Source organism: Flavobacterium adhaerens (genome assembly GCF_040045115.1).
Taxonomy (GTDB): domain Bacteria; phylum Bacteroidota; class Bacteroidia; order Flavobacteriales; family Flavobacteriaceae; genus Flavobacterium; species Flavobacterium adhaerens.
Genome location: NZ_JBDLZX010000006.1, coordinates 260,702 through 286,130, shown reverse-complemented (window position 1 = coordinate 286,130; position 25,429 = coordinate 260,702). Strand labels below are relative to the sequence as shown.

Annotated in this window: 25 protein-coding genes; 15 read left to right on the top strand and 10 right to left on the bottom strand. The window is 32.8% G+C overall.

From position 1 onward, the window contains the following. Window positions 1–354 precede the first annotated feature (354 nt). Both ABEB18_RS10690 and ABEB18_RS10685 read right to left on the bottom strand, forming a co-directional pair. On the bottom strand, window positions 355–1,494 hold the full coding sequence (locus ABEB18_RS10690) for an ATP-binding protein (protein WP_348799295.1): 1,140 nt from the start codon (window positions 1,492–1,494) through the stop codon (window positions 355–357). Window positions 1,495–1,585: 91 nt separating this feature from the next. Continuing rightward, on the bottom strand, window positions 1,586–2,458 hold the full coding sequence (locus ABEB18_RS10685; RefSeq protein ID WP_348799294.1) for an aldo/keto reductase: 873 nt from the start codon (window positions 2,456–2,458) through the stop codon (window positions 1,586–1,588). A gap of 225 nt (window positions 2,459–2,683) precedes the next feature. Here ABEB18_RS10685 and ABEB18_RS10680 point away from each other — a divergent pair, with 225 nt between their 5' ends. The 8 genes from ABEB18_RS10680 (at window position 2,684) to ABEB18_RS10645 (ending at window position 11,829) form a co-directional block, all read left to right on the top strand. Then, a complete protein-coding gene (locus ABEB18_RS10680) occupies window positions 2,684–3,688 on the top strand; it encodes an AAA family ATPase (protein ID WP_348799293.1) in 1,005 nt (334 codons plus the stop codon). A gap of 81 nt (window positions 3,689–3,769) precedes the next feature. After that, a complete protein-coding gene (locus ABEB18_RS10675; RefSeq protein WP_348799292.1) occupies window positions 3,770–4,633 on the top strand; it encodes a DUF58 domain-containing protein in 864 nt (287 codons plus the stop codon). Window positions 4,634–4,683: 50 nt separating this feature from the next. After that, the gene (locus ABEB18_RS10670) at window positions 4,684–6,312 is read left to right on the top strand and encodes a hypothetical protein (RefSeq protein ID WP_348799291.1); all 1,629 of its coding nucleotides are present in this window, start codon (window positions 4,684–4,686) and stop codon (window positions 6,310–6,312) included. Then, on the top strand, window positions 6,312–7,313 hold the full coding sequence (locus tag ABEB18_RS10665; RefSeq protein WP_348799290.1) for a vWA domain-containing protein: 1,002 nt from the start codon (window positions 6,312–6,314) through the stop codon (window positions 7,311–7,313). The genes ABEB18_RS10670 and ABEB18_RS10665 overlap by 1 nt, the downstream gene beginning before the upstream one ends. Window positions 7,314–7,366: 53 nt before the next feature. Beyond that, entirely contained in the window at window positions 7,367–8,401 is a 1,035-nt protein-coding gene (locus ABEB18_RS10660) for a VWA domain-containing protein (protein WP_348799289.1), read from the top strand. A 63-nt stretch (window positions 8,402–8,464) separates the two neighbouring features. Continuing rightward, entirely contained in the window at window positions 8,465–9,229 is a 765-nt protein-coding gene (locus tag ABEB18_RS10655; RefSeq protein ID WP_348799288.1) for a tetratricopeptide repeat protein, read from the top strand. Between the two features lie 64 nt (window positions 9,230–9,293). Beyond that, window positions 9,294–11,042, top strand: a complete 1,749-nt coding sequence (locus ABEB18_RS10650) for a BatD family protein (protein ID WP_348799287.1) — start codon at window positions 9,294–9,296, stop codon at window positions 11,040–11,042. Window positions 11,043–11,073: 31 nt separating this feature from the next. Beyond that, complete coding sequence (locus tag ABEB18_RS10645; RefSeq protein WP_348799286.1) at window positions 11,074–11,829, top strand: tetratricopeptide repeat protein; 756 nt, start codon at window positions 11,074–11,076, stop codon at window positions 11,827–11,829. A 135-nt stretch (window positions 11,830–11,964) separates the two neighbouring features. On the opposite strand, the gene ABEB18_RS10640 is transcribed toward ABEB18_RS10645, so the two are convergent. Further along, window positions 11,965–12,465 carry a CvpA family protein gene (locus ABEB18_RS10640; protein WP_348799285.1) on the bottom strand — a complete coding sequence of 167 codons (501 nt, stop codon included), beginning with the start codon at window positions 12,463–12,465 and terminating at the stop codon, window positions 11,965–11,967. Window positions 12,466–12,621: 156 nt separating this feature from the next. On the opposite strand from ABEB18_RS10640, the gene ABEB18_RS10635 reads away from it, so the two are divergent. The 5 genes from ABEB18_RS10635 to ABEB18_RS10615 all read left to right on the top strand — a co-directional run bounded on the left by ABEB18_RS10635 (window position 12,622) and on the right by ABEB18_RS10615 (window position 17,020). Next, entirely contained in the window at window positions 12,622–12,978 is a 357-nt protein-coding gene (locus ABEB18_RS10635; RefSeq protein WP_348799284.1) for a hypothetical protein, read from the top strand. A 109-nt stretch (window positions 12,979–13,087) separates the two neighbouring features. After that, window positions 13,088–14,521, top strand: a complete 1,434-nt coding sequence (locus ABEB18_RS10630) for an MBOAT family O-acyltransferase (protein ID WP_348799283.1) — start codon at window positions 13,088–13,090, stop codon at window positions 14,519–14,521. Further along, window positions 14,521–15,396: a hypothetical protein gene (locus ABEB18_RS10625; RefSeq protein WP_348799282.1), complete on the top strand. Its 876-nt coding sequence runs from the start codon at window positions 14,521–14,523 to the stop codon at window positions 15,394–15,396. Before ABEB18_RS10630 ends, ABEB18_RS10625 begins: the two co-directional genes overlap by 1 nt. A 119-nt stretch (window positions 15,397–15,515) precedes the next feature. Continuing rightward, window positions 15,516–16,535, top strand: a complete 1,020-nt coding sequence (pheS, locus tag ABEB18_RS10620) for a phenylalanine--tRNA ligase subunit alpha (protein ID WP_348799281.1) — start codon at window positions 15,516–15,518, stop codon at window positions 16,533–16,535. A gap of 77 nt (window positions 16,536–16,612) precedes the next feature. Further along, window positions 16,613–17,020, top strand: coding sequence for a hypothetical protein (locus ABEB18_RS10615; protein WP_348799280.1), 408 nt, complete (start codon window positions 16,613–16,615; stop codon window positions 17,018–17,020). 72 nt (window positions 17,021–17,092) lie between these two features. On the opposite strand, the gene ABEB18_RS10610 is transcribed toward ABEB18_RS10615, so the two are convergent. The 6 genes from ABEB18_RS10610 to ABEB18_RS10585 form a co-directional block, all read right to left on the bottom strand. Beyond that, window positions 17,093–18,088 carry an NAD(P)H-dependent glycerol-3-phosphate dehydrogenase gene (locus ABEB18_RS10610; protein WP_348799279.1) on the bottom strand — a complete coding sequence of 332 codons (996 nt, stop codon included), beginning with the start codon at window positions 18,086–18,088 and terminating at the stop codon, window positions 17,093–17,095. Between the two features lie 289 nt (window positions 18,089–18,377). Next, window positions 18,378–19,541: an iron-containing alcohol dehydrogenase gene (locus ABEB18_RS10605; RefSeq protein WP_348799278.1), complete on the bottom strand. Its 1,164-nt coding sequence runs from the start codon at window positions 19,539–19,541 to the stop codon at window positions 18,378–18,380. A 96-nt stretch (window positions 19,542–19,637) separates the two neighbouring features. Continuing rightward, the gene (gene nadD / locus ABEB18_RS10600; RefSeq protein WP_348799277.1) at window positions 19,638–20,219 is read right to left on the bottom strand and encodes a nicotinate (nicotinamide) nucleotide adenylyltransferase; all 582 of its coding nucleotides are present in this window, start codon (window positions 20,217–20,219) and stop codon (window positions 19,638–19,640) included. 90 nt (window positions 20,220–20,309) lie between these two features. Beyond that, window positions 20,310–20,882 (bottom strand): guanylate kinase, encoded by a 573-nt coding sequence (gene gmk, locus ABEB18_RS10595; protein WP_348799276.1) that lies wholly within the window; start codon window positions 20,880–20,882, stop codon window positions 20,310–20,312. A 91-nt stretch (window positions 20,883–20,973) separates the two neighbouring features. After that, window positions 20,974–21,834 carry a YicC/YloC family endoribonuclease gene (locus tag ABEB18_RS10590; protein WP_348799275.1) on the bottom strand — a complete coding sequence of 287 codons (861 nt, stop codon included), beginning with the start codon at window positions 21,832–21,834 and terminating at the stop codon, window positions 20,974–20,976. Window positions 21,835–22,005: 171 nt separating this feature from the next. Continuing rightward, a complete protein-coding gene (locus tag ABEB18_RS10585; RefSeq protein ID WP_348799274.1) occupies window positions 22,006–22,353 on the bottom strand; it encodes an arsenate reductase family protein in 348 nt (115 codons plus the stop codon). A 73-nt stretch (window positions 22,354–22,426) separates the two neighbouring features. On the opposite strand from ABEB18_RS10585, the gene ABEB18_RS10580 reads away from it, so the two are divergent. Further along, complete coding sequence (locus ABEB18_RS10580) at window positions 22,427–22,882, top strand: DinB family protein (protein ID WP_348799273.1); 456 nt, start codon at window positions 22,427–22,429, stop codon at window positions 22,880–22,882. A gap of 90 nt (window positions 22,883–22,972) precedes the next feature. Here ABEB18_RS10580 and ABEB18_RS10575 read toward each other — a convergent pair whose 3' ends face one another. Continuing rightward, on the bottom strand, window positions 22,973–23,758 hold the full coding sequence (locus ABEB18_RS10575; RefSeq protein ID WP_348799272.1) for a THC0290_0291 family protein: 786 nt from the start codon (window positions 23,756–23,758) through the stop codon (window positions 22,973–22,975). A 279-nt stretch (window positions 23,759–24,037) separates the two neighbouring features. On the opposite strand from ABEB18_RS10575, the gene gdhA reads away from it, so the two are divergent. Next, a complete protein-coding gene (gdhA, locus tag ABEB18_RS10570; RefSeq protein WP_348799271.1) occupies window positions 24,038–25,381 on the top strand; it encodes an NADP-specific glutamate dehydrogenase in 1,344 nt (447 codons plus the stop codon). Window positions 25,382–25,429 lie beyond the last annotated feature (48 nt).

Below are 25,429 nucleotides of genomic sequence, written 5' to 3'. Positions count from 1 at the left end.
TTCTAAAAAGTTGAAATTAATCAACAGGAGACAAAAAGGATTTCATGAGAAGGAAAAATTAGCATTGAGCAATATTTCTAAAAAGAGAATAGTAAATTTATGATTTCATTAAGACTTTTTCAGTCAAAAAGGGTTTTTTATCCGTTGAATTGCAATAGTTTCAATAAACAAACTAAGGGAAATTTGCTTACATTTGGGCTTCAAAATGAACTTTTAATATTTTTAAAATGAATGCATTATTAACCTTATTGCTTTTTGTGACCAATTTTGTATGTCAAGTTATTTTAGAAATTGTTACTTGGATAACTGGATTGTTTAGTTAATAAAAACAATCTAAAATGATTTGATGCCATTTTATTGAACATCATATTTCATTTTTCTAAGGATTCGCAATGCTTCTTTAAAAGAAAGATAAACTTGTGGATACGGTTTTAATATTGTTTTGGCATCTATCAATTTTTGCTTCGCATCATCAAAACCATTAATATAGCAAATCATAAGGGTCGAAGGTAAATGGTTCAGATCTTTTCGCTCTCTCTCCGAAAGATTCCTGTTTTTTTCTAATTTTTGTAATAAAGAGATGTTTGAGTTGTAAATGTGATACAACATTTTTTTATTGTATTCAGGTGGTTTAAAAAGAAATTCACGATCAATTTTATAATACCCGTTTTCATAAAAATGAATAATTTGTTGTTCCAAAGGGTAATAGCTCGTTCGGTCATTTAGTCCAAGAGGTACATATTCAATAATGGTAAAACTATCCTCATTATAGATAATTTCAACTACATCTTGAGATGAATAAAACAACTTGATTTGCTCGTTAATCAATTCAATATCAACTCGGGATAAATAGGTTTTGTTTCTGGATTTCTTGGCAACACCAGCCCAGCAAATCACAAATAATTCTTTAAAGACTTTATATTTTGGTGCCATATCTTTATGGCGATTATTCATAAAATCAATTACTCCGTCAAGAGTGTATTTGATACTGTTTCTGGAACTATTTTCAATATCAATAACGGTTTCAGTATTTTGAAAAACTTTTTCTATTTCACCTTCAACAGGCATTGTATTACTACCTCGTCTGATGAAGACAGTATTGGCTAGAATTGTGTGTATGCCTTTTTTAAAAAATGAAATTTTGGTATTGGGTTTTATCGTAACTAGCCCAACAACTTTGTCTTTTGGAAGATTAGGAAAAGGAATATTCTCGTATTGAATTCTAGGTGGATTTTCGAGAAAGGCATTTACTAAATTTTGAATCCGGCTATCATCAAAAAAATCATCGCCTACGATTTCATTGTTTTCATCTTCGACACCTACAACTATATAGGAATTGTTTGTGGGGTTTGAATTGGATAAGGCACAAATGTGTTTTAAAAATTTTCCTTTGCCTTCTCTAGTGTGTAAGTTAAGCTGTCTTTTTTTATCATAAAAACTACTCTCATCATTGTGAGCCAATAGGTTTTTGATAAGGAGACGTTTATTAATCATTGCTAAACGAAATCGTTACAATTTTAGATTCTAAATGTACTGATTTTAAATGAGGTCGCTCAAAAAATAACTTTATTTTCATATTATTATTTTAAGGAACTTCGTTACCAAGACTAGTAGTCCAAAGTTTAAACCAATCTTCTAATTCCATTTCAAAAGAGGTAGATTGCATTAAGTTGATAAGTCTATCTTTGTCAGAGGTGCCACAAACTGGTAAAATTCCCGAAGGATGTTTCATGATCCAGTTCAATAAAATAATATCATTGGTGACATTGTATTTTTGAGCCAATTGATTGGCAATTTTTAAAATTCGTTGGGCTCTCTCGTCATTATTCTTAAAAATTGTGCCGAGTGGTGACCAACACATTGGGGTAATACTATTCATCTGTATATGGTCTAGGGTACCGTCCAGCATCGGATTGAGTTGTGTTAACGAAAATTCTATTTGATTGTAGTTTATCTTGGTTTTGGTTTCAATTAAATCACTCTGGCTGGTTGTGAAATTTGACACGCCAAAGGATAAAATTTTCCCTTCAGTTTTTAGTTGAGCTACAGCTTCGGCAATTTCGTCAGCTTGCATTAATGGGCTAGGACGATGCAATAGCAAAAGATCTAAATAATCGGTTTGTAAATTTTTTAAGGATTGTTCGGCCGAAGCTATTATATGTGCTTTAGAATGATCATAATGTTTAATAGAATTGTTTCGATTATCAGCAATTAACTGGATACCACATTTAGAAATCAATTGAATTTTATTGCGATCAATTTTACTTTCGGAGAAAGCATGTCCAAACTCTTTTTCGGTAGTATATCCGCCATAAATGTCGGCATGATCAAATGAAGTAATACCGTTTTGTAGGCATAAATTCATCAAAGAAATCATTTCTTTTTTAGAACAGTTTTTACCCCAAACTCCCCAGGTCATTGTACCGGCAATAATTTTTGAAAATGGAATTTTGTTCATACTGCAATTTAGTATCTCCCCTTAGTATTTACGGGGTTTAGATTATTAATTTGTTCTTAATTATGAATACTTCTTAAAAATAGACAAATACAATCATAATTAGTCCTTAAAATTAGGGAATTCGTAGAAGTTTTAACCATTTTTTAACATCTTCTGTCTAAAAAAAAATTCAATTTGCACCGTAAAATTTAAGATACCAAAAACAAAGGGTTTAAAAATAATAATATGGAACAAAATTCTGCGACTTTAGACATTAGAGCTATCAATGAAAAAATAGAGAGAGAGAGTGCTTTTATAGACCTTCTGACAATGGAGATGAACAAAGTTATTGTAGGTCAAAAACACATGGTCGAACGATTGTTAATTGGTCTTTTGGGTCAAGGGCACATTTTGTTAGAAGGTGTTCCTGGATTGGCAAAAACATTAGCCATAAATACACTTTCTCAAGCCATTCAAGGTACTTTTAGTAGAATTCAGTTTACTCCAGATTTATTACCTGCGGACGTTATTGGTACAATGATTTATAATATTAAGTCGAATGATTTCTCTATCAAAAAAGGACCTATTTTTGCCAATTTTGTCCTTGCCGATGAGATTAACCGTGCTCCAGCCAAAGTGCAATCGGCTTTACTTGAGGCTATGCAAGAAAAACAAGTTACCATTGGCGATACTACTTTCAAATTAGATAAGCCATTCTTAGTATTAGCAACACAAAACCCTGTTGAACAAGAAGGAACGTATCAATTGCCAGAAGCACAAGTGGATCGTTTTATGTTGAAAACGGTTATCGATTATCCAAAAATGGAAGACGAACGTTTGGTAATTCGTCAAAACCTAAAAGGAAGTTTTGAGAAAGTAAATCCTGTAGTTTCTGTAGATCAAATTTTGCGTGCGCAAGAAGCGGTTCGTGAGGTGTACATGGATGAGAAAATCGAAAAATACATATTGGATATTATTTTTGCAACTCGTTATCCAGAGAAATATAAATTAGCTGATTTGAAACCTTTAATCAGTTTTGGAGCATCTCCTCGTGGAAGCATTAACTTAGCTACTGCTGCAAAATGTTATGCTTTTATCAAACGTCGTGGTTATGTAATTCCAGAAGATGTTCGTGCAGTTGTACATGATATTTTACGTCACAGAATTGGAATTACCTATGAGGCAGAAGCAGAAAATGTTACGTCTGTAGATATCATCAATAAAATCATCAACGAAATTGAAGTACCCTAATAGTAATTAGTAAAGAGTGATTGGTAATTGGCTTTTTTGCTTTTGCTATTCACTAATTACTATTCACTAATCACTAAAAGAATGGATACAAAAGAGCTTTTAAAAAAAGTACGTAAGATTGAAATTAAAACCCGAAGATTGAGCGATCATATCTTCTCGGGAGAATATCATACATCGTTCAAAGGGCGTGGTATGACTTTCAGTGAAGTTCGTCAGTATCAATTTGGAGATGACATTCGTAGTATCGATTGGAATGTAACAGCCAGATACAACGAAGCTCACGTAAAAGTTTTTGAGGAAGAACGAGAATTAACCATGATGTTGATGGTTGATATTTCGGGTTCAGAAAGTTTTGGTTCTAGAAATCAATTTAAGAAAGAAATCGTTACTGAAATTGCTGCAACAATGGCTTTTTCGGCTACTCAAAATAATGATAAAATTGGATTGATTTTATTTTCAGATCAAATCGAATTGTACATTCCGCCCAAAAAAGGAAGATCTCATGTACTTCGTATCATTCGTGAGTTGATAGAATTTGAACCCAAAAGTTACAAAACAGATATCGCTCAAGCTTTAAAATTTTTATCAGGTACACAAAAAAAGAAAGCTATCGTATTTGTTATTTCTGATTTTATGGCTGCCGAGTATGAGCATACTTTGAAAATAGCTTCCAAAAAACATGATATTACAGGTATCAGAGTTTATGATATTCGCGAAGAAAAAATGCCAGATTTAGGAATAGTTTCGATGCAAGATGCCGAAACGGGAGAAATAAGATTGATCAATACAGGTTCCAAATCAGTACGTGCCAACTACGAGAAGAACTATCACAATAATGTAAATTATTTCAAAGAAATTTTTAGTAAGTCTGGAGCAGGTGTTGTGAATACACGAGTGGATGAAAGTTATGTTACTAAATTATTAGGCTATTTTAAATCACGATAAGACAAACCTAACAGATTTTTAAAACCTATTAGGTTTAAAATAATATCTAAATGAAAATTAAACTTTACCTACTATTAATATTGTTTTCAACCTCAATTTTTGCCCAACAAAAAAAGGTTGAAACCTCTATAGATACAACAAAAGCTAAAATTGGAGCTGAGTTTAAATTGACTTTAAAAACTTCGGTAGATACGTTGTCTAAAGTGGTTTTTCCAAAACTTAAAATGATTGGAGCTCTTGAGGTAATTGAATCGTATCCGATTGATACAGTTAAGAAAGATGATCGCTATGAATTAATTAAAAAATATGGTTTAACCCAATTTGACTCGGGTAAATACACTATACCAAGCATTAGAATCTTAATCAACAATAAAGAGTTTTTATCCGACTCGATAAAAGTTGAGGTCGCTAATGTTCAAGTCGATACGTTAAGACAAAAAATGTATGACATAAAAGATATTGTGAAAGCACAAGAATCTAGTGACTGGTGGAAATATCTTTTAGGAATTTTGTTGTTAGTAGGCGTTGGTGTTTTTGTCTATTGGTATCTTAAAATTCGTCAGAAAAAAGTAATCGAAGAAGAAGTTTATAAAACTCCTATCGAGAAAGCTACTATTTTACTTAATAGCTTAGAGAAAAAAGAACTTTGGCAACACGGTGATATCAAAGCTTATTATAGCGAATTGACAGATATTGCACGAAATTATATCGAGGAAGCAATTGAGATTCCTGCAATGGAAAGCACTACTTCTGAGTTAATTGAAGGGCTAAAATCAGCTTCGCAAAAAAAGAAAATGAAGCTTTCACAAGAAACTATAGAAAATTTATTTGCTGTTTTAAAACAAGCTGATTTAGTAAAATTTGCCAAATCTACTCCTTTAGAATTTGAGATTACTGAGGATAGAAATAAAATCCAAAAGACAATTTTAACGCTCGATGAAGCAATTCCTGTTGAGGTACCTATTGAAGAAGACACTCTTTTAAACGAAGTACAAAAGCAAAAACAAATTCAAATATTACTTAGAAAAAAGAGAAATCAACGTATAGCGATTGCTGTAGGTTCTGTTGTTTTTTTACTTTTTGCAACCACAACTTATTTCATTGCCACCAAAGGTTTTGATTATGTAAAAGATAATCTACTTGGTCATCCAACCAAAGAATTATTAGAAGGCGAGTGGGTAAAGAGCGAATATGGAAATCCAGGTGTAATCGTTGAAAGCCCAAAAGTTTTAAAACGAATGGACTTGACCAAAACATTACCGAAAGAAGGTATGGCACTCATCAAAGAAATGCAATCCTTTGGGTACGGAAGTTTATTGGATAATTTTTACATCATGGTTTCTACGATGAAATTTAAACAAGAAACCACACTCGATTTGTCTAAAGCAATTGAAAGTTCTTTGAAAATATTAGAAACACAAGGGGCACAAAACATGATTGTTAAGGAAGAAGATTTCCAGACAAACAACGGAATAACAGGTAAAAAAGGATACGGAACATTTACTAGAATTGATAGTAATAGTCAAACAAGTACCAAAATATATTATGAAATTGTGCTTTTTGGACAAGCAGGAGGATTACAACAAATAATGATCCTTCATGAAGAAGGGGATAAATATGCAACAGAATTATCTGCCCGTATTTTGAATTCAATAGAACTTAAATTAGCAAGTAACTAATGGCAAAAATAACCTTTTTAAATCCAGAGTTTTTTTGGTTGTTTCTTCTAATACCTGTTGCAATTGCTTGGTTATTCTGGAAACGAAATCAGCAAACAGCCTCTCTAAAAATGAGTTCTTTGCAGGGATTCAAAGGATCCGATTCTGTATTAGCCAAATGCAAACCAGTTTTGGATGTAATGCGAATATTGGCATTATCATGTATAATTATCGCATTGGCAAGACCAAGAACGGTAGATATTAGTAATAGAACCAAAACAACTAAAGGAATTGATATTGTAGTGGCGGTTGATGTGTCCGGAAGTATGCTAGCCAAGGATCTTAAACCCAATAGAATGGAAGCCTTAAAAAGAGTCGCTTCGGTTTTTGTGGAGGAAAGACCCAACGATAGAATAGGACTTGTTGTTTATGCTTCCGAAGCTTATACAAAATCACCAGTAACCAGCGATAAAGCCGTAATCTTAGATGCTATTCGTAGTATAAAATACGATAATATTTTGCAAGATGGTACTGGAATCGGTATGGGATTGGCAACAGCTGTAAACCGATTAAAAGACAGTAAAGCCAAAAGTAAAGTAGTTATTTTGCTTACAGATGGTGTTAACAATGCAGGTTTTATCGAGCCAGAAACAGCATCAGATATCGCCCAACAGTATGGTATAAAAGTATATACTATTGGTATTGGATCAAACGGAATGGCCGAATCGCCTTATGCAATTGGAGCAAATGGACAATTGCTTTTCCAAATGATGAAAGTAGAAATCGATGAGCAATTGATGAAAAATATTGCCAGAAAAACAGGAGGAAAATATTTTAGAGCAACTAGTAATGATAAATTAGCACAGATTTATAACGAAATTAATAAACTAGAAACCACCGAAATCGAAGAACTGAAATTCTATGATTATGATGAAAAATACAGACCTTTTGCATTATTAGCTGGATTTTTATTATTAGTAGAAATTGGTTTACGCAAAACAGTTTATAGAAGTTTTATATAAAATAGTGTTGTTTGTCTCAGTTTTTTCTGTGACCAAATACTGAAAACAAAAGAATGGAATTAGAAGAGCAAAAATATTTATACTTACTTTTTATACTGCCCGTTGTGGTGGTCATTTTTCTGTATAATTTATATTGGAAAAAAAGAAAACAACGCGAGTTTGGCGATTTAGAAATAATCAAAAGACTTAGTCCAGAACGCTCTGTTTTTAAACCTATTCTAAAAATTATTGTTTTGCTTTTGGCATTAACAGCATTGATTATCGCATTGGTCAACCCAAAAATAGGAACCAAAGTAGAAACGGTAAAAAGAGAAGGTATAGACATTGTTTTTGCAATGGACGTTTCCAAAAGTATGTTGGCCGAAGATGTGGCACCAAACCGTTTGGAAAAAAGCAAACAAATCGTTTCTCAAATTATAAATCAATTAGGAAGCGACAGAATTGGAATTGTGGCCTATGCAGGAAGTGCTTTTCCAGTGTTACCTATTACCACTGATTATAGTGTGGCCAAAATGTTTTTGCAAAGCATGTCGCCAGGAATGGTTTCGTCTCAAGGAACATCTTTAGATGAAGCCATAAAATTATCAGGAACTTATTTTGATGACAAAAGCAAAACCAGCAAATTGCTAATCATGATTTCTGATGGTGAAGACCATTCAGAAGGAGCAACAGCAGCTGCTGAAGAGGCCAAAAAATTAGGAATGAAAATCGTTACTATTGGTCTTGGTACAGAGAAAGGTGGAACCATTCCGTTAAAACGAAACGGAATTGTGGAGAGCTACCAAAGAGATCAAAACGGTGAAATTGTAATTACCAAATTAAACCAAAACAGTTTGGCTACGATTGCCAAAATCACAGGAGGAGGTTATGTTAATGGAAATAATACGCATGACGTTATAGATTATATCAAAGCTACGTTAGATAAAATTCAGAAAACCGAATTTGAAGCTACCCAAATGGCCGATTTTGAATCGCAGTTTCAATGGTTTTTGGGATTTGCTTTTCTTTTGATTTTTGCAGATATTTTCTTGCTGGATCGCAAAACAAATTGGGTAAAGAAACTGGATTTATTTAATGAAAATAAATAAGCTATTAAAACAAGATATCCGTAATCTTTTTTTTGATTTATGTCTTGAAAGGAACCAAAGAAAATGAAAAATACAATTATATACTTACTAGTATTGCTTTTAACTTTTGTAGCCAATGCACAAGAGAAAGACAAAGTTTTGCCTGAAGCAAACGAGGAATATGTAGCGAAAAAATTTGTAGATGCCGAAGCCAATTACAGAATTTCACGCTCTAAATTTCCAAATAGAACAGTAGCTTCCTATAATTTAGGGAATGCCATTTACAGACAAAATCAATTTTCTGAATCTAAATTTGCGTATGCTAATGCCCTAAAAAACTTAAAAACAAGATCTCAAAAACACAAAGCATTTCACAATTTAGGAAATGTTTTTATGAAAGAGAAAGATTATACCCAAGCAGTTGAAGCGTATAAAAATGCATTGAGAAATGATCCTACAGATGAGGAAACACGTTATAATTTTGCTTTGGCCAAAAAAATGCTTAAAGATAATCCGCCTCCAAAAGACGATAAGAATAAAGATAAAAACAAAGACAAGGATAAGGACAAAGACAAGGATAAAGATAAAAAAGACGACAAGAAAGATCAAGACAAAAAAGACGGCGACAAAGACAAAAAAGACGATAAAAAAGAAGGCGATCAAAACAAAAACAACGATGGGAAACCCAAAGACGATCAAGGGCAACCCAAACCAAAACCAGGAGGAATTTCAAAAGAACGTCTAGAAAATCTTTTGGATGCGGTAAACAATGAAGAAAAGAAAATACAAGACAAAGTAAACGCTAATAAAGTAAAAGGAACACCTAGAAAAGCTGAGAAAGATTGGTAATCCTGATTTTGATAGGGTATAATTTTTGGATTAAAATTTAAAATACAAAAAGATAAAACAAATAATGAAGAAATTTTTTATTCTATTTTTATTCTGTTGTCAAGGACTTTTGGCTCAAGTACAATTTGAAGCAAGAGTAAGCAAAACGACGCTCGGACTCAACGAGAGGCTTCGTATTGATTTTGTGATGAATATTGATGGAGATAATTTTGTACAACCTAATTTTGAAGGTTTCAGGATTATAGCTGGGCCAAGTCAACAAGTGAGTCAATCTTGGATCAATGGAAAGACATCTTTTGAAAAAAGTTATTCCTATTTTTTATTACCTACTCAAAAAGGGACATTAACAATCAAACAAGCTGTTATCGAGTTTAACGGCCAGATTTATAAAACACAACCTATCAAAATAAATGTTACCGCTGCTACAGAACAACCAAGAGATCCTAATGATTCTCAAATTTCTGCAGATGATAATCTGTATTTAGTGGCCGATATTACCAATACAAATCCGTATATCAATCAGCCGATTACGGTAGTTTATAAATTGTATTTCAGTTACAATATTGGAATTTCAAACTGGAAAGAGCTTAGTAAACCTAAATACAATGATTTTTGGAGCCAAAACATTGATATCAAACAATTGGTTGCCGAAGAGGGAATGTTTAAAGGGGAAAGATATCGCTATATCGTATTGAAAAAGGTAATTCTATACCCTCAAAAATCAGGAAAACTTCTTATCGAACCATTAGCAATGGATATTGATGTGCAGTTGCCAACAAATCGTAGAGATATGTTTGGTCGTGTCTTGGTTACTGATGGAAATAAAAGAGTTTCGGCTGGAGCCAAAACCATTAATGTAAAAGCGTTACCAGAAGCAGGAAAACCAGTTGATTTTACTGGAGCTGTTGGGAAATTTGATTTCAAAGCAGTTCCTTCTAAAACCACTTTGAAAAACGGGGAAAGTTTAGATCTTGTTTTAAGTGTTGCCGGTACAGGGAATCTAAAATTATTTACGTTGCCTAAACCTGTAGTGCCTAACGCCCTAGAGATGTATGATCCTGTTCACACCGAAAAAGTAAACACACCATTGTCTGGAATGAATGGAAAAATCAGTGATTCCTATACCATTGTGCCTCAATATAAAGGGGATTATGTTATTAAACCATTACATTTTTCGTATTTTGATTTAAATACAGGAACTTACAAAACGATAAGTTCAGATGAGATAAAAATCAGTGTTTTAGATGGGCCTTCGCAATCTGCCGACGCGCAATCTACGGCTAGTGCTGGAAAAAACAGAATTGATCCTGTAGAGCAATTTAGATATATTGATTTAAGAACAGATCTTGTAACCAAAAATGAGCCTCCTTTTTTAGGATCTAATAAGTTCTACACACTATTACTTTTACCATTTTTATTGCTTCCGATAATTGTATTATTTAAGAAGAAAAAAGAAGCTATCGATAGCGATGTTTTTGGAAACAGAATTAAAATGAACAACAAATTGGCCAAGAAATATTTGTCCGAAGCCAAAAAACAGATCAATAACAAGGAGCCTTTCTATGTAGCGTTAGAAAAAGCAATGCACAATTTCTTGAAAGCCAAATTACATATCGAAACCTCTGAAATGAGCAAAGATAATATTCGAGAGTTATTGTTGTCTAAAAATGCAAATCCTCAGGTAGTTAATGATTTTATTGCATTGACTGAGAATTGTGAGATTGCTAGATACGCACCATCATCTAGTGCAACAATACAACACGATTTTGATAAAGCGGTGGTAATCATTTCTGAATTAGAAAAACAGATTTAATTTTCAAATTGCAATTTGATATTTATTTAAAATGAAAAATATTTTTTACATATTCTTATTCATCTCACAAGTTTTCTTTGCCCAAACTGGTTTTGAAAAAGGGAATGATTTGTATAAAGATGGCAAATATGAACTTGCTATAGAAGCTTATGAATCTGTTTTGAAAACCAATAAGGAGTCAGCCGAATTGTATTTCAATCTTGGAAATTGTTATTACAAATTACAAAAAACAGCTCCAGCGATTTACAATTACGAGAAAGCATTGGTTTTGGATCCTGACAATGCAGCAGCTCTAAACAATATAAAATTTGCTCAAAAGAGAACTATTGATGAAATAAAAGTCATTCCAAAAGTAGGTTTTGCAAAATTGCTTCGTGATTTTACAGCCATTTATTCATTTGATGGGTGGGCCTATATTTCAGTTGGGTTGGCAGTGGTTTTTTTGTTGTTATTTATTGGGTATTATTTTTCGCAAACCGTCTTAAGCAAAAGAATCTTTTTTGTATCCATGTTTATCCTCCTTTTATTGGTTCTAATGAGTGTTGCTGTTGCCTTTTTTGAAAAAAACCATTTTGACAACGAAAGAATAGCTATCGTTTTTGCAGAAGCTGCCGAAGTAAAAAGTGAGCCGCAAAATGGTAGTAACTCTATTTTTACCTTACACGAAGGAACCAAAGTTTATGTGGAAGAATCATTAGAAGGTTGGAAAAAAATTGAACTCACCGATGGTACCGAAGGCTGGATCGAAAGTAGTGCGATAAAGGAAGTGAAAGAATTTAAGAACTAAAAACTATTATTACTGATATAAGTTTTATCAAAAAGATATATAGTTTAAAAAAAATAGCCCATAGAATTTCTACTATGGGCTATTTTTTTTAAAGGAAAGAAATGTAATATTTCTTAATAAAAGGTATTTTAAAAATTACTTCCTTGTCTTATCATACCATTTCTCAATTGATGGGAAGATAAACCCAGCCGTTTTTTGAATTGGATTAAAAAAGATTGATTTGTCTAGAGTTTCTTTTTTGGCTAGATAATTTTTATAATTTATTTTTTCAAAAATAGTTAGAAAGATGCTGATGATTAAAACCGTTTTTAGTACCCTAAAAAGCCCGCCTCCTAAATAATTTATCCAACCCAAAAAGGCAAAATCAGCAACTGATGTCAAGAACTTTCCTAGCAAATAGATACCAATTACTACAATTATAAAAGTGAGTACAAAAGCAAATATTTGAATCGTATAAGGATTCCAGTGTAACCAACCAGATAAGATATTTTTTAGAATATCCGAAAATTTTATGGCTACATAAATACCTAAAAGGAGCGAAACAAAAGAAGCAAGTTCTACAAAAAGACCATTTCGAATTCCTTTGTACAAGGAATAACCTAATAATCCACCTACGATAATATCAAAAAATGTCATAATGTAATAGTGTAAAATAGCGCAAAGATAGAAGAATAAAGAAAATTGGGAAAAGAAAACAGAAAAGTCAAATATGCAGTGACTATCTTTGTCGAAATAATTTTAGAACATAGGAATGATTTTTTTTCGAATCATTAATCTTATATCAAAAATCAAATGTCAAGAGATATACAATTAAAAGAACGCTGGGAGCGTTTGGTCACCATACTTTCCAATCAATTTTCGCAAGGAGAAGACCTGGATTTGGATGCCATAATTTATTTAATCGGGGTTCAAGAACTAGGTCAGTTGCATCGTGAATTCAAAAAAGACGAAAAACTCAATTTGATGCACATTGCTATTTGTCGCTTATTAGAACCTTATGGTTTTTATGAATTCGATTTTTTTGATGACGAAGGTTGGCCTCATTATAAAGTGAAAGAACAATTACCATCGTTAAAAGCTGGTGAACAATCGGTTTTGATGAAAGAAGCCATTGTCAATTATTTTCTAGAAAGAGGCCTTATAGATTAGTAATGAATTCCAAATTTTATTTTGAACGGGTTTATTTTATTTAATTCTCACAGATATTTGATGCGTATTTTTACTCTAAATTTGCCCGTCCAAATTCGTTAATGCTATTATGTTTTTCAATTCACTGGCTTTTGCTGTTTTTTTACCTATTATATTTTTACTGTATTGGTTTGTTTTTAATAAAAATAAGAGCACCCAAAATGCAGTATTGATTATAGCCAGTTATTATTTTTATTCCTGCTGGGACTGGCGATTCTTGTTTCTGTTAGTATTTTCCACTTTTTTAGATTATTACACCGGAATTCGAATCGAAAGAAGTAATAAAGAGAGCGGTCGAAAGTTCTGGTTTTGGTTAAGTATTGTAATCAATTTAGGTTTTCTGGGAGTTTTTAAGTACTATAACTTTTTTGCAAGTTCATTTGCCGAATTGCTTACAGATGTTGGATTTAAAGCAAGTCCTCTTTTATTAGATGTTATTTTACCCGTTGGAATTTCTTTTTATACTTTCCACGGTTTGTCTTATGTAATTGATATTTATTACAAAAGAATCAAAGCCGAATATAATTTTGTGGATTACTCTCTGTTTGTGAGTTACTTTCCTCTTTTGGTGGCAGGCCCCATCGAAAGAGCAACGCATTTGTTGCCACAGGTAAAAGTAAAAAGAACTTTCAATTTTGAAACTGCCAAAGAAGGAATCTGCCAATTGATTTGGGGTTTGGTAAAAAAAGTGGTCATTGCCGATACTTGTGCTACTTATGCTAATGCCGTTTTTGACAATTATGCATCAATGAATTCATTGTCATTAATTCTTGGAGCGGTTTATTTTGCTTTTCAAATTTATGGCGATTTCTCAGGTTATTCGGATATGGCTTTGGGAATGTCCAAGTTATTTGGAATCGATTTGTTAAGAAACTTCAATTACCCTTATTTCTCTAGAGATATTGCCGAGTTTTGGCGCCGTTGGCATATTTCGCTTTCGTCTTGGTTTCGGGATTATTTATACATTCCGTTAGGAGGTAGCAAAGGAGGATTGTCAATGAAAATCAGAAACACTTTTATCATTTTTGTGGTTAGTGGTTTTTGGCATGGAGCCAATTGGACTTATATTGTTTGGGGATTTATCAATGCAGTGTATTTTCTGCCATTGATTTTATCCAATAGTAATCGTAACAATATGGGGAATATCGAATTGAAATTCAATTTCGATTCGGCCAAAGTACTTTTGAGTATTTTATATACCTTTTCTATTACATGTGTGGCTTGGGTTTTTTTCAGAGCCAAAACGATAACAGATGCGGTTTTGTATTTGAAAAGAATTGTAATGAACGGTGAATTTACCTCTCAATTCCTTACCAATCAACGATACAATTACGAACTATTGATTATGGTCTTACTTTTTGTTTGGATTGAATGGAACAATCGTAATAAAATTGAACCGCTATCGGGAAAACGAAGCTTGTTAAAATTAGCTCTTGCAATAACTACCATAATGGCCTTTGGAACTTTTACAGATTATAAAGAATTTATATATTTTCAATTTTAATGAAGAAATTTTTAGTTTACATAGTCAAAATTTTAGTGATACTAATTTTAGTAGCAGTGGTTTTGGATGTGCTTTATACTTTTGTTTATTTACAATCTAAAAACAGAGCCAAGATAGATTATGTATTCAATTCTAAAGAGAGAGCCTATGATGTGGTTATTTTAGGTTCTTCAAGAGCCAATAATCATTTTGTTTCTCAGATGTTCGAAGATAAGGGATTAAAAACCTTCAATTATGGAATGAGTGGCGGACATTTGTTTGAAGCAGATTTGTTATTGAAGTTGATGATAGAACGCCAGTATAAAATCAAAAACATAATTCTAGAAGCAGATTTAAATCTTTCTAATGAGCATAGAGCCGATGGGATTTCGGCAAAGTTTTTACCCTACTTGCACCATTCGGATATTATTAAAGAGCATTTTTCTAAAGAACCAGATTTTGATTATTTATACTATATTCCATTTTATAGATATATCGAATTTGATCCTCAAATTGGTTTTAGAGAAGTTGTAAAAACGACTCAGAAAGAAAAATCAAGTGCATTAGCAAATGATGGATATTATCCGTTGGTAAAAAATAAAAAAGGTAATATGAAAAACAATATTGTTAGTCTAAATCCTTTGCCACATAATAAATATTACGAAGACATTAAAAATATTTGCAAAGCCAATAATATTAACTTTATCGCAATAATGACACCAATGTGTGAAAATGTGACTGGAATGAATTATTTTGATAAAGTAAAAAAAACCTACCCAGAGATTTATAATTATGAAAATGTAGTCGTAGAAGATAAATATTTTTCTTCTTGCGGACATATGAATGATACTGGAGCAAGATTATTTACAGCCAGAGTCATTCAAGAATTTTTTTAGCAAATAGCTTAAAATGGACAAGGTTAGAATGTAACCCAAAATTTTGAAGAGAAAGTTTAAATTTTTAAGTCCAAAACTTGAAACAAATTGCTTATTTTTGCAACTTTAGTAAAAGACAGATGATAGATAAGATTAAAGAGTATATTGGTGAAGCACAGGCTTTCTATACTCAAAATCCAGCAGAATTAGAAGCATTTAGAATAAAGTTCTTAGGAAGCAAAGGTTTATTGAAAGACCTTTTTGCTGAATTTAAAAACGTTCCTAATGATCAAAAAAAGGAATTCGGTCAGGTAATTAATTTACTTAAAACATCAGCCGAAGATAAAGTAAAAACCATCCAAGAAGCCTTTGCCAATAATGAAGAAAGTAAAGGAATATACGGCGATTTAACGCGTACTTCCGAACCATCAATTATTGGTTCTCGTCATCCCATTTCATTAGTAAAAAATCAAATTATTGATGTTTTTTCTAACATTGGTTTCAATGTTTCAGAAGGTCCAGAAATCGAAGATGATTGGCATAATTTTACAGCATTAAACTTGCCGGAATACCATCCGGCTCGTGATATGCAAGACACTTTCTTTATTCAAACCAATCCAGATATTTTATTGCGTACTCATACTTCATCAGTTCAAGTTCGCTATATGGAGAATAACAAACCGCCAATTAGAACAATTTCACCCGGTAGAGTTTTTCGTAACGAAGCTGTTTCCTCTCGTTCGCACTGTATTTTTCATCAAGTAGAAGGATTGTATATTGACAAAAATGTTTCTTTTGCCGACCTAAAACAAACGCTTTTGTATTTTACAAAAGAGATGTTTGGAAAGTCTAAAATAAGATTACGCCCTTCTTATTTTCCTTTTACAGAGCCAAGTGCAGAGGTTGATATTTATTGGGGACTAAAAACAGAAACCGATTACCGTATTACAAAAGGAACAGGATGGTTAGAAATTATGGGCTGCGGAATGGTAGATCCAAACGTTCTTACCAATTGCGGAATAAATCCAGCGGAGTATAACGGTTTTGCATTTGGAATGGGAATCGAGCGTATTGCTATGTTATTATATCAAATTGGAGATATTCGTATGTTTTATGAAAATGATGTACGTTTCTTAGAACAATTTAAATCAAGTATATAAATCAAGTAACTATCAAATGGTGATTAGTGAGTTATTAAAAATATCTTACTAATCACTTTTGTTTTTTTTATTTAAATATGAAGAAAGACATAACTATTCCCGAAGTAGAAAACGTATTCATTGCCGCAGTCCAAGAATGGAGTGATGATTTTATGGAGAAAGTGTGGTATGCTTACTTGATAAATGACAGTGATTTTCAATTAGACAGCGTGATGGTTGTTTCAAAAGCTTTTGGAACCATTGATGGAGAAATGAAAAAGACATCACTTTTACGTCATGCTTTTATGGAAATTCCTGCTGTTTCAGTTGTAAAAATTGAAATGATAGAAAAAAGTGTTCTTGCGCTTAACAATGAGTTTATGGTTACTTACTTTATTGGGAATACTTTGTACGATAAGAAATTTATTTTCAAAGCAAATTCTATCAATGAAAAGGATACTGAAGAAGTGCCTATTTTATTTGTAGAGGGAGTTATGGTGAAATAAAAAAGGAGAATAAGTAAAAAAAGGCATTTTTTCAATTAGAAAATGCCTTTTTTGATTTTATAGGAACGATTGTTAATCTAGTTCTTCGGTTAATTTTTTAAATACAACTTTGGCATTTTTTCCTTCGTACAAAATGCTATAAACAGCATCGATAATAGGAGTTTTTGCGCCATAACCTTGGTTGAGTTTGTAAGCACTTTTTACGGCATAATATCCTTCTGCAACCATACTCATTTCCATCTGAGCTGATTTTACGGTATAGCCTTTACCAATCATATTTCCAAACATTCTATTTCTTGAAAATATAGAATAGCCTGTTACCAATAAATCTCCCAAATAGGCCGAATCATTGATGTTGCGTTTCATTTTGTGAACTTTTTTAATAAATTTTTTCATCTCACGTATGGCATTGCTCATAATTACAGATTGAAAATTATCGCCATAGCCCAGTCCGTGAGCGATACCAGCTGCAACTGCATAAATATTTTTTAGCATAGCCGCATATTCTGTTCCAATAATGTCATCAGATATTTTGGCATTGATATAATTGCTGGATAAATTTTTGGCCACAATCGAGGCTTTGTCAGGATCTCCACATGCAATGGTTAAATAAGAAAGTCTTTCTAGGGCTACCTCTTCGGCATGACAAGGACCGGTAATTACACCAATATTGTAATAAGGAATATCATATTTGTAATGAAAATGTTCACCAACAATTAAGCTCGTTTCTGGAACAATTCCTTTGATGGCTGAAAATATTATTTTGTTTTTTAAGGAAACGGTTAGTTTTTCTAACTCACTGTTCAAAAACGCTGAAGGAATTGCAAAAATGATATAATCAGCATAAGCTACAGCTTCGTTGATGTCGTTGGTAAGTTTGAGTTTTGTAATGTCAAATTCTACAGAGCTTAAATAATTTGGGTTGTGTCTGTGATTTTTGATGTGTTCTATTGCAGTGTCATTTCGCATGTACCATGAAATCTCAGGAAGATTTACACATAACATTTTGGCTATGGCAGTTGCCCAGCTTCCACCACCAATTACTGCAAATTTTAAATTATCCGCCATTCTTTAATTAAATTTCACCAAATTACTTAAAAATCCATCAATAAAGCAAATGTTTTTTTTGAGAGAAGCCTTGATTTTATAGGGTTTAGCAACGTTTTTGCTAAAAAAATAATTTTTTTTTAATTTTTTTTGATTTCTACACAATTTTTCTATAATCCTTACGTTGTTAGTTATAATAAAAATTAGGATTAGAATTTAATATGAAGATTGAGTTAGTTAGTTTTGTTTTAGTATTTTAAAAGGCGTTCTTACTGGTTATAAGATCGCCTTTTTTTATTTTATCACATTGTTAATAACTCATCGAGACTATTTCTTTCACTTTTTCTAAAGTAATATTTTGTTTTTCTCCCAGAGCTTTCCATCCTCTTTTTTCAAATCGATCTACAATAAATTCGGCTGTATTGTTTATGTTTTCAGCATTTTCTGAGAGTTGTGTTTTCATTCCCATGGTATGAAAAAAAGCAATAGTTTTCTCAATGGCTTGGGTTGCCATTTCGTTTTCGTTTCCAGTTAAATTAAACACTCTTTTTCCGTATTGAGCTAATTTTTCTTTTTTGGTTTCAAACATCACTTTATATAAGTTTGGCCCAATGATGGCTAGCGTTCTGGCATGATCGATTCCGTAAAGAGCGGTCAATTCGTGACCAATCATATGTGTTGCCCAGTCTGTTGGAACTCCTTTTTGAATTAATCCATTGAGAGCCATAGTACAACTCCACATAAAATTGGATGCCAAATCATAATTGGTTGGGTTTTCAGCAACATCAGGTCCTACCTGAATCAAGGTTTGTAAGATGCTTTCGGAAATTCGATCTTGTAAAAAGCCCGAATGTACATAAGTTAAGTATTGTTCTAAAACATGAGTGTAGGCATCTACTACACCGTTTTGTATTTGTTTTTTGGGTAATGATGTGATAACAGTTGGGTCGCAAATAGAAAATTTCGGAAACATAGCAGAACCTCCAAAATCTAATTTTTCTTGTGTAGTAGCAATGGTTACGACCGATCCAGAATTCATTTCGCTTCCAGTAGCAGGCAATGTCAAAACGGTTCCAAAAGGAATTACAGTTGCTCCTTCTTTGAAAATGATTCTTTTCTTAAGAATGTCGATCGGGTCTCCTTCAAAAGGAACGGCAGCCGAAATAAATTTTACGCCATCTATTACGCTTCCGCCACCAACAGCCAGGATAAAATCGATTTTTTGTTCCCGGATAATAGCAACTGCTTTCATTAAAGTTTCAAAATGAGGATTGGCTTCAATTCCGCCAAATTCGGTAATGTTATAACCTTCTAGACTCTTGCGAACTTGCTCGTGAACTCCATTTTTAAAAATACTTCCGCCTCCGAATGCCAAAAGAATTTTTGAATTTGCAGGAATTAATGTTGGTAATTTTTCTATCTGACCTTTCCCAAAAACCAATTTGGTAGGATTGTATAATTCGAAGTTTAACATAATTATTTATGTGTTTGCTGTTTAAACATCAAATTTAAGAAACCTTTACCCGAATGCTTTTAAAACTATGTTAAGACTTATCTTTTGAGAACCTTTTTACTTTTTATAAAAATTATTGTGGTCTATATAATCCCAAACTTTTGAGGGTAATAGAGGTTGAATGTTTTTGCCTTTTTTGATATTGTTTCGGATGAAAGTTGACGAAATTTCGACAATTGGGGCGTCAATTATTTGAACTTTTGGGTGCGATTTAAGTTCGAGATTTTCTTCTTCAGCTGAGAGTCTTGGATAAACGTAAATATCATGATTTTCTAAAATCACTTCATAGTTTTTCCATTTATGAAGTGTTTTTAAATTGTCTTCCCCCATTATCAATGAAAATTCATGTTGCGGATATTTATCCAGTAAATGAGCTAGAGTATTCACAGTGTAATTGGGTTGAGGTAATTTGAACTCAATATCTGATGGTTTTATTTTTGGAAAATCTTCGGTAGCCAAATAAACCATTTGCAGTCGCTGTTGATCGTCTAGTAAAGTAACTTTCTTTTTGAGTGGATTATGAGGGGTAACCACCATCCAAACCTGATCCAAATCGGCAAACTCAGCCATGTGATTGGCAATAATTAAATGCCCTACATGAATGGGATTGTAAGTACCGAAATAAAGACCGATTTTCATAAACTTAAATGAAAGATTTAAAAATTAAAAGATTTAAAAATTAAGTAGCTTTTCTCAGTTCTTCAATTATTAAATCTTTCAAATGTTAAATTATTTAGAAACAAAATTCTTCACTAATTGATGTGCCTCTTCTAATGCAATTTCCAAATCATAGTTTTTGATAACGACGTCAAATTGGGGTGCAGTTGCGAGTTCAACATGGGCTTTAGCAATTCGCATATTGATTTTGTCTTCGCTTTCGGTAGAGCGCTCTTTTAATCTTCTTTTAAGCTCATCTACACTTGGTGGTTTTACAAATACGGCAAGAGTTTCTTCTGGGAATTTATGTTTGATTCGTAAACCTCCTGCTACATCAATATCAAAAATAACGTTTTTGCCCAAGGCCCAAATACGTTCTACTTCGCTTTTTAGAGTGCCATAAAAATTATCTCTATAGACTTCTTTCCACTCCACAAAATCTTCGTTTCGAATATGGGATTTAAAGTCTTCTAGAGACATAAAATAGTAATCTTTTCCGTTGATTTCCTGTCCGCGAGCTTCACGAGTAGCGGCAGAAATTGAAAATTCTAATTCTAAATCTTCCTGTTTTAGTAAGTGCTTAACAATGGTCGTTTTTCCAGACCCTGATGGTGCCGAGAACACGATTAGTTTTCCTTTTTTCATCCCCTCCTGCCTCCCCGAAGGGGAGGAATTTTTAAGTTAATTTATAATTTATAGCCTCCTAATATAAGTTCCCCATTCGGGGGTTAAGGGGTTACAAAACATTTAATACCTGTTCCTTAATTTTTTCCAATTCGTCCTTCATCATTACGACCAATTTCTGCATTTGTGCATGGTTCGATTTGGAGCCCATAGTATTGATTTCGCGTCCCATTTCTTGGGTGATGAATCCTAGTTTTCTACCGTTGGCTTCTGTTCCGTTGATGGTTTCCAAGAAATAATCGAGGTGATTGGTCAATCGGACTTTTTCTTCGGTAATATCCAATTTTTCAAGATAATAAATCAATTCCTGTTCGAAGCGATTTTCATCAACATTCACTTTCAATTCAGTGATAGCAGTTTGTAAGCGATCTTTTATGGCTTGAATGCGTTCTGGGTCTAATGCCAAAGCGTCATTCATATATTGGCGAATATTGGTAATTCGTATTTGAAATTCTTTTTCTAATGAAAGTCCTTCGTCTTTACGAAAGCTCAAGATATTTTGCAGGGCTTCTTCTATAGTGGTTTGAATTTGAATCCAATCATTCTCGTCTATTTCTTCACGCTCGATTTTCATGGTGTCGGGCATGCGTACGGCCATTTTCATCAACTCGGTTTCGTCGGCATCTGCATAAACTTCTCTTAGTTGACTAATGTATGCTTTTACGATAGGAACATTTACTTTTGTAGAGGTTTGCTCTGCAGTATTTTCAATAAAAATAGAAAAATCTATTTTGCCTCTCTCTAATTTCAAAGCTATTTGGTTACGCAAACCCAACTCCATTTCACGGTATAGAGAAGGCATACGTACGTTTAAGTCTAAACCTTTACTGTTTAGTGATTTTACTTCAACTGTAATTTTTTTGGATGGTAATTGCAAAGTAGCTTTACCAAAACCAGTCATAGATTGTATCATATATTTTTCTAAAAGTGTTCAAAGATAGTTAAAAGTTTGGAGTGTTGCGTATTCCGTTTTTGGGAAGCTTTTGGAGTGGAATGCGATTGCAAAAAAATGATTGCTCTTTACTTTTTTCAATAAAAGGAAATTGAACAGACGAGATTTTTTGTGCCAAACAATATAAGGTCTTTACAACGCTAGATGTACCTGTTGTATGTTGTGTGAGCTGTTTCCAATATAAATTTTATCATTTATAATAAAAACAGGACGACTTAAAAAAGTATAATGTTCTAAGATGTATTTTTTATAATCATCCTCGGTAAGAGATTTGTTTTTTAGGTCTAGAGATTTGTACAATTGTGCTTTTTTGCTAAACAAAGCTTCGTAGCTCCCAGCAAGGCGATACATTTCTTCTAATTCTTCAGTCGTAATTGGATTTTGTTTGATGTCGTGCAAAACCAAATTATGATTTTCCGGTAATGCTTTTATGATTTTTCGACAAGTGTCGCAAGAAGAGAGGTGGTATATTTTGTTCATTTAATTTTTATTTAATTACAAAGGAAAACATTAGATGTGTAAAATGTTTAATTTTATACAAAAAAAACAAGTTATGAAAGAAACATTTGAAGTTAACCTTACAAGCAGAAAAATGCTTAATGCTTTTTTTGAAAATTATTCTTTAGAACAATTGAATAAAGTTCCAGAAGGTTTTACTAATAATTTAATTTGGAACTTAGGACATATTGTAGTGACTCAACAATTATTAGTTTATAAATTATCAGGATTACCCATGATGGTTTCGGACGAAATGGTTAACAAATATAGAAAAGGCACTAAGCCAGAGGGTGATGTAACTCAAGAAGAGGCCGATGAAATAAAAGATTTGTTATTTGATACTTTGCATAAGTTGGAAGAAGATTACAAAAATGGTGTTTTTTTAAATTATCAAGAATATCCTACTTCTACAGGTTTTATTTTGAAAAATGTTGTTGGAGCGATAGAATTCAATACTTTTCATGAAGGTTTGCATATTGGAATTATGATGAGTATTCGAAAATTTGTTTAATTCGGACTTTAAGTTTCCAATAGCCTAGAATTTAAAAACCCAACTTTGAAAAATCATCAAAGTTGGGTTTTTAAATTGTATTAATACATTTTACTCAGATAGATAGTAAATATATCCAACTCCAATATAAGTAAGCCAATCATTGTTTTTGTTTTCGTCGTAGATCTCTTTATTAGGATTAAGACCATCAACCCAATCCGAATTGAAATATTGTGCCTTTACATTAAAGATAAGGTCAGATAATGGACTCAGTTTATAACGGGTACCAAGGTTTAATGCAATAGAAAAAACAGCTTTATTTTCATTAGAAAATCCATAAGGATGTCCATCAGATGAGGTTAGGTATTTAGTAGGAGTAGTATCTGCAGTTCCAAGATTCCCTAATGTTGAGGTTGCTGTAGCAGAGTAAAAACTAATTTGAGGCCCTATGCCGATAAAAGGGGCAAAACTATTAGAAGTTCTTTCGAAATCATGAATGTGTACAAAGCTATATTCTAACATAGAACCAAAACTAAATATCTGTGTAGAACCACGCATTTCTTTTAATAATTTAGAGCCTAAACTATTTTTTTCTGTCCATTCACCATAATGTTGCAAATCAGATTTAATGTAAGACAATTCATTTCTTACTCTAAAATGCTGTGCAAAATAGTTGTTGTTGAAGTTCATGTATGAAAAATTCATGTAGTCAATAAGGGTTATTCCAAAACCTGTGTTTTTTATGTTGGTTTCGAAATCATTACGTTGACCATAGTCTGAGCGAAATTGAACCGCACCAGCTTCTACACCTATAGAATGGGAAATGCCACCCTGAGAAAAGGAAATAAAGGGTAGAGAAAATAAAATTAAAAACGCAATAGCTTTTAGTTTAGACATATATGGTGGTATTTTGGAGACTCGACAAAGATATAAAAACTGATAAGATTGAATTTGTTAAAATAAAAAAAATAAAATAAAAGTACATATCTTTATATTTGTTATCAATACTATATCGTTTTCGTAAAAACGATATTTCTTATGTTGAATTTTTTATAAATTCTTAATAAATGGATAATTTTGATTTAAAATAGTAACAAAAAAGTCAAAATAACTTTAAAATAATGTATGTTTGCTAAATAAATTAAACTAATCAATAAATTTTATACATTAAATTTCATGTCACAAAATATCAAAGATTTCATCGAATCTGTAGCAAAAAAAAACCCAAATGAACCTGAATTTTTGCAAGCGGTGACAGAAGTTGCCGAAACAGTGATCCCTTTTATTGCCGAAAACAAGAAATATCAAAATCAAATGCTTTTAGAACGAATGGTCGAAGCCGAAAGGGTTATTATTTTTCGTGTAGTATGGCTTGATGATAAAGGAATTACACAAGTAAACAGAGGATTCCGTATCCAAATGAATTCGGCAATAGGTCCTTATAAAGGAGGATTGCGTTTTCATCCATCTGTAAATTTGAGTATTTTAAAGTTTTTGGCTTTTGAGCAAACCTTCAAAAACAGTTTGACAACTTTACCAATGGGTGGCGGAAAAGGAGGATCTGACTTTGATCCAAAAGGAAAATCAGACAACGAAGTAATGCGTTTTTGCCAAGCTTTTATGATCGAATTAGCCAAACATATTGGAGACAATACCGATGTACCAGCAGGAGATATTGGAGTAGGAGGAAGAGAAGTTGGGTATATGTTTGGTCAATACAAACGATTACGAAATGAATTTACTGGAGTTTTAACAGGTAAAGGAATTTCTTACGGAGGTTCACTTATTCGCCCAGAAGCAACTGGCTATGGCGATGTGTATTTTGCACAAAGTATGTTGGCTACCAAAGGGGAGAATTTTACAGGGAAAACAGTAGTGATTTCAGGTTCTGGAAACGTAGCTCAATATGCAGCTGAAAAAGCCACACAGTTAGGAGGAAAAGTCGTAACATTGTCTGATTCTAGCGGATATATTTATGATGCAGACGGAATAGATGCCGATAAATTGGCTCATGTTATGTTGATAAAAAATGAATTGAGAGGAAGAATAAGTGACTATGTACAAAAATATCCTACTGCAAAATTTGTTGCCGGTAAACGTCCCTGGGAAGTAAAATGCGATATTGCCCTGCCTTGCGCTACTCAAAATGAATTGAATGAAGAAGAAGCTAAAACTCTTATTGCAAATGGATGCATTTGTGTAGCCGAAGGAGCCAATATGCCATCAACACCAGAGGCTGTTCATATTTTTCAAAAAGCCAAAATTTTGTTTGCTCCTGGAAAAGCTTCTAATGCAGGTGGTGTTGCAACTTCTGGACTCGAAATGTCGCAAAATTCATTACGTTTAAGCTGGACTGCCCAAGAAGTAGATGAAAAACTACAAGCTATCATGACCAATATTCACACTTCCTGTGTGAAATACGGTACAGATGCCACTGGTTACACAGACTATGTAAGAGGTGCAAATATTGCTGGATTTGTAAAAGTTGCCGATGCTATGCTAGCTCAAGGAGTAGTTTAATTTCAATTATTAATTTGACTAAAGCCTTTATCCATTTGGATAGAGGCT

What these genes read in the sequence shown, in the direction of transcription:
- ABEB18_RS10635 (WP_348799284.1), top strand. Translation starts at nt 12,622, where the DNA reads ATGTCAAGAGATATACAATTAAAAGAACGCTGGGAGCGTTTGGTCACC.
- ABEB18_RS10660 (WP_348799289.1), top strand. Translation starts at nt 7,367, where the DNA reads ATGGAATTAGAAGAGCAAAAATATTTATACTTACTTTTTATACTGCCC.
- ABEB18_RS10585 (WP_348799274.1), bottom strand. Translation starts at nt 22,353, where the DNA reads ATGAACAAAATATACCACCTCTCTTCTTGCGACACTTGTCGAAAAATC.
- ABEB18_RS10685 (WP_348799294.1), bottom strand. Translation starts at nt 2,458, where the DNA reads ATGAACAAAATTCCATTTTCAAAAATTATTGCCGGTACAATGACCTGG.
- ABEB18_RS10575 (WP_348799272.1), bottom strand. Translation starts at nt 23,758, where the DNA reads ATGTCTAAACTAAAAGCTATTGCGTTTTTAATTTTATTTTCTCTACCC.
- ABEB18_RS10590 (WP_348799275.1), bottom strand. Translation starts at nt 21,834, where the DNA reads ATGATACAATCTATGACTGGTTTTGGTAAAGCTACTTTGCAATTACCA.
- ABEB18_RS10670 (WP_348799291.1), top strand. Translation starts at nt 4,684, where the DNA reads ATGAAAATTAAACTTTACCTACTATTAATATTGTTTTCAACCTCAATT.
- ABEB18_RS10630 (WP_348799283.1), top strand. Translation starts at nt 13,088, where the DNA reads ATGTTTTTCAATTCACTGGCTTTTGCTGTTTTTTTACCTATTATATTT.
- ABEB18_RS10680 (WP_348799293.1), top strand. Translation starts at nt 2,684, where the DNA reads ATGGAACAAAATTCTGCGACTTTAGACATTAGAGCTATCAATGAAAAA.
- pheS (WP_348799281.1), top strand. Translation starts at nt 15,516, where the DNA reads ATGATAGATAAGATTAAAGAGTATATTGGTGAAGCACAGGCTTTCTAT.
- ABEB18_RS10645 (WP_348799286.1), top strand. Translation starts at nt 11,074, where the DNA reads ATGAAAAATATTTTTTACATATTCTTATTCATCTCACAAGTTTTCTTT.
- ABEB18_RS10580 (WP_348799273.1), top strand. Translation starts at nt 22,427, where the DNA reads ATGAAAGAAACATTTGAAGTTAACCTTACAAGCAGAAAAATGCTTAAT.
- ABEB18_RS10675 (WP_348799292.1), top strand. Translation starts at nt 3,770, where the DNA reads ATGGATACAAAAGAGCTTTTAAAAAAAGTACGTAAGATTGAAATTAAA.
- ABEB18_RS10615 (WP_348799280.1), top strand. Translation starts at nt 16,613, where the DNA reads ATGAAGAAAGACATAACTATTCCCGAAGTAGAAAACGTATTCATTGCC.
- gdhA (WP_348799271.1), top strand. Translation starts at nt 24,038, where the DNA reads ATGTCACAAAATATCAAAGATTTCATCGAATCTGTAGCAAAAAAAAAC.
- ABEB18_RS10625 (WP_348799282.1), top strand. Translation starts at nt 14,521, where the DNA reads ATGAAGAAATTTTTAGTTTACATAGTCAAAATTTTAGTGATACTAATT.
- nadD (WP_348799277.1), bottom strand. Translation starts at nt 20,219, where the DNA reads ATGAAAATCGGTCTTTATTTCGGTACTTACAATCCCATTCATGTAGGG.
- ABEB18_RS10690 (WP_348799295.1), bottom strand. Translation starts at nt 1,494, where the DNA reads ATGATTAATAAACGTCTCCTTATCAAAAACCTATTGGCTCACAATGAT.
- ABEB18_RS10665 (WP_348799290.1), top strand. Translation starts at nt 6,312, where the DNA reads ATGGCAAAAATAACCTTTTTAAATCCAGAGTTTTTTTGGTTGTTTCTT.
- ABEB18_RS10640 (WP_348799285.1), bottom strand. Translation starts at nt 12,465, where the DNA reads ATGACATTTTTTGATATTATCGTAGGTGGATTATTAGGTTATTCCTTG.
- ABEB18_RS10655 (WP_348799288.1), top strand. Translation starts at nt 8,465, where the DNA reads ATGAAAAATACAATTATATACTTACTAGTATTGCTTTTAACTTTTGTA.
- ABEB18_RS10650 (WP_348799287.1), top strand. Translation starts at nt 9,294, where the DNA reads ATGAAGAAATTTTTTATTCTATTTTTATTCTGTTGTCAAGGACTTTTG.
- ABEB18_RS10605 (WP_348799278.1), bottom strand. Translation starts at nt 19,541, where the DNA reads ATGTTAAACTTCGAATTATACAATCCTACCAAATTGGTTTTTGGGAAA.
- gmk (WP_348799276.1), bottom strand. Translation starts at nt 20,882, where the DNA reads ATGAAAAAAGGAAAACTAATCGTGTTCTCGGCACCATCAGGGTCTGGA.
- ABEB18_RS10610 (WP_348799279.1), bottom strand. Translation starts at nt 18,088, where the DNA reads ATGGCGGATAATTTAAAATTTGCAGTAATTGGTGGTGGAAGCTGGGCA.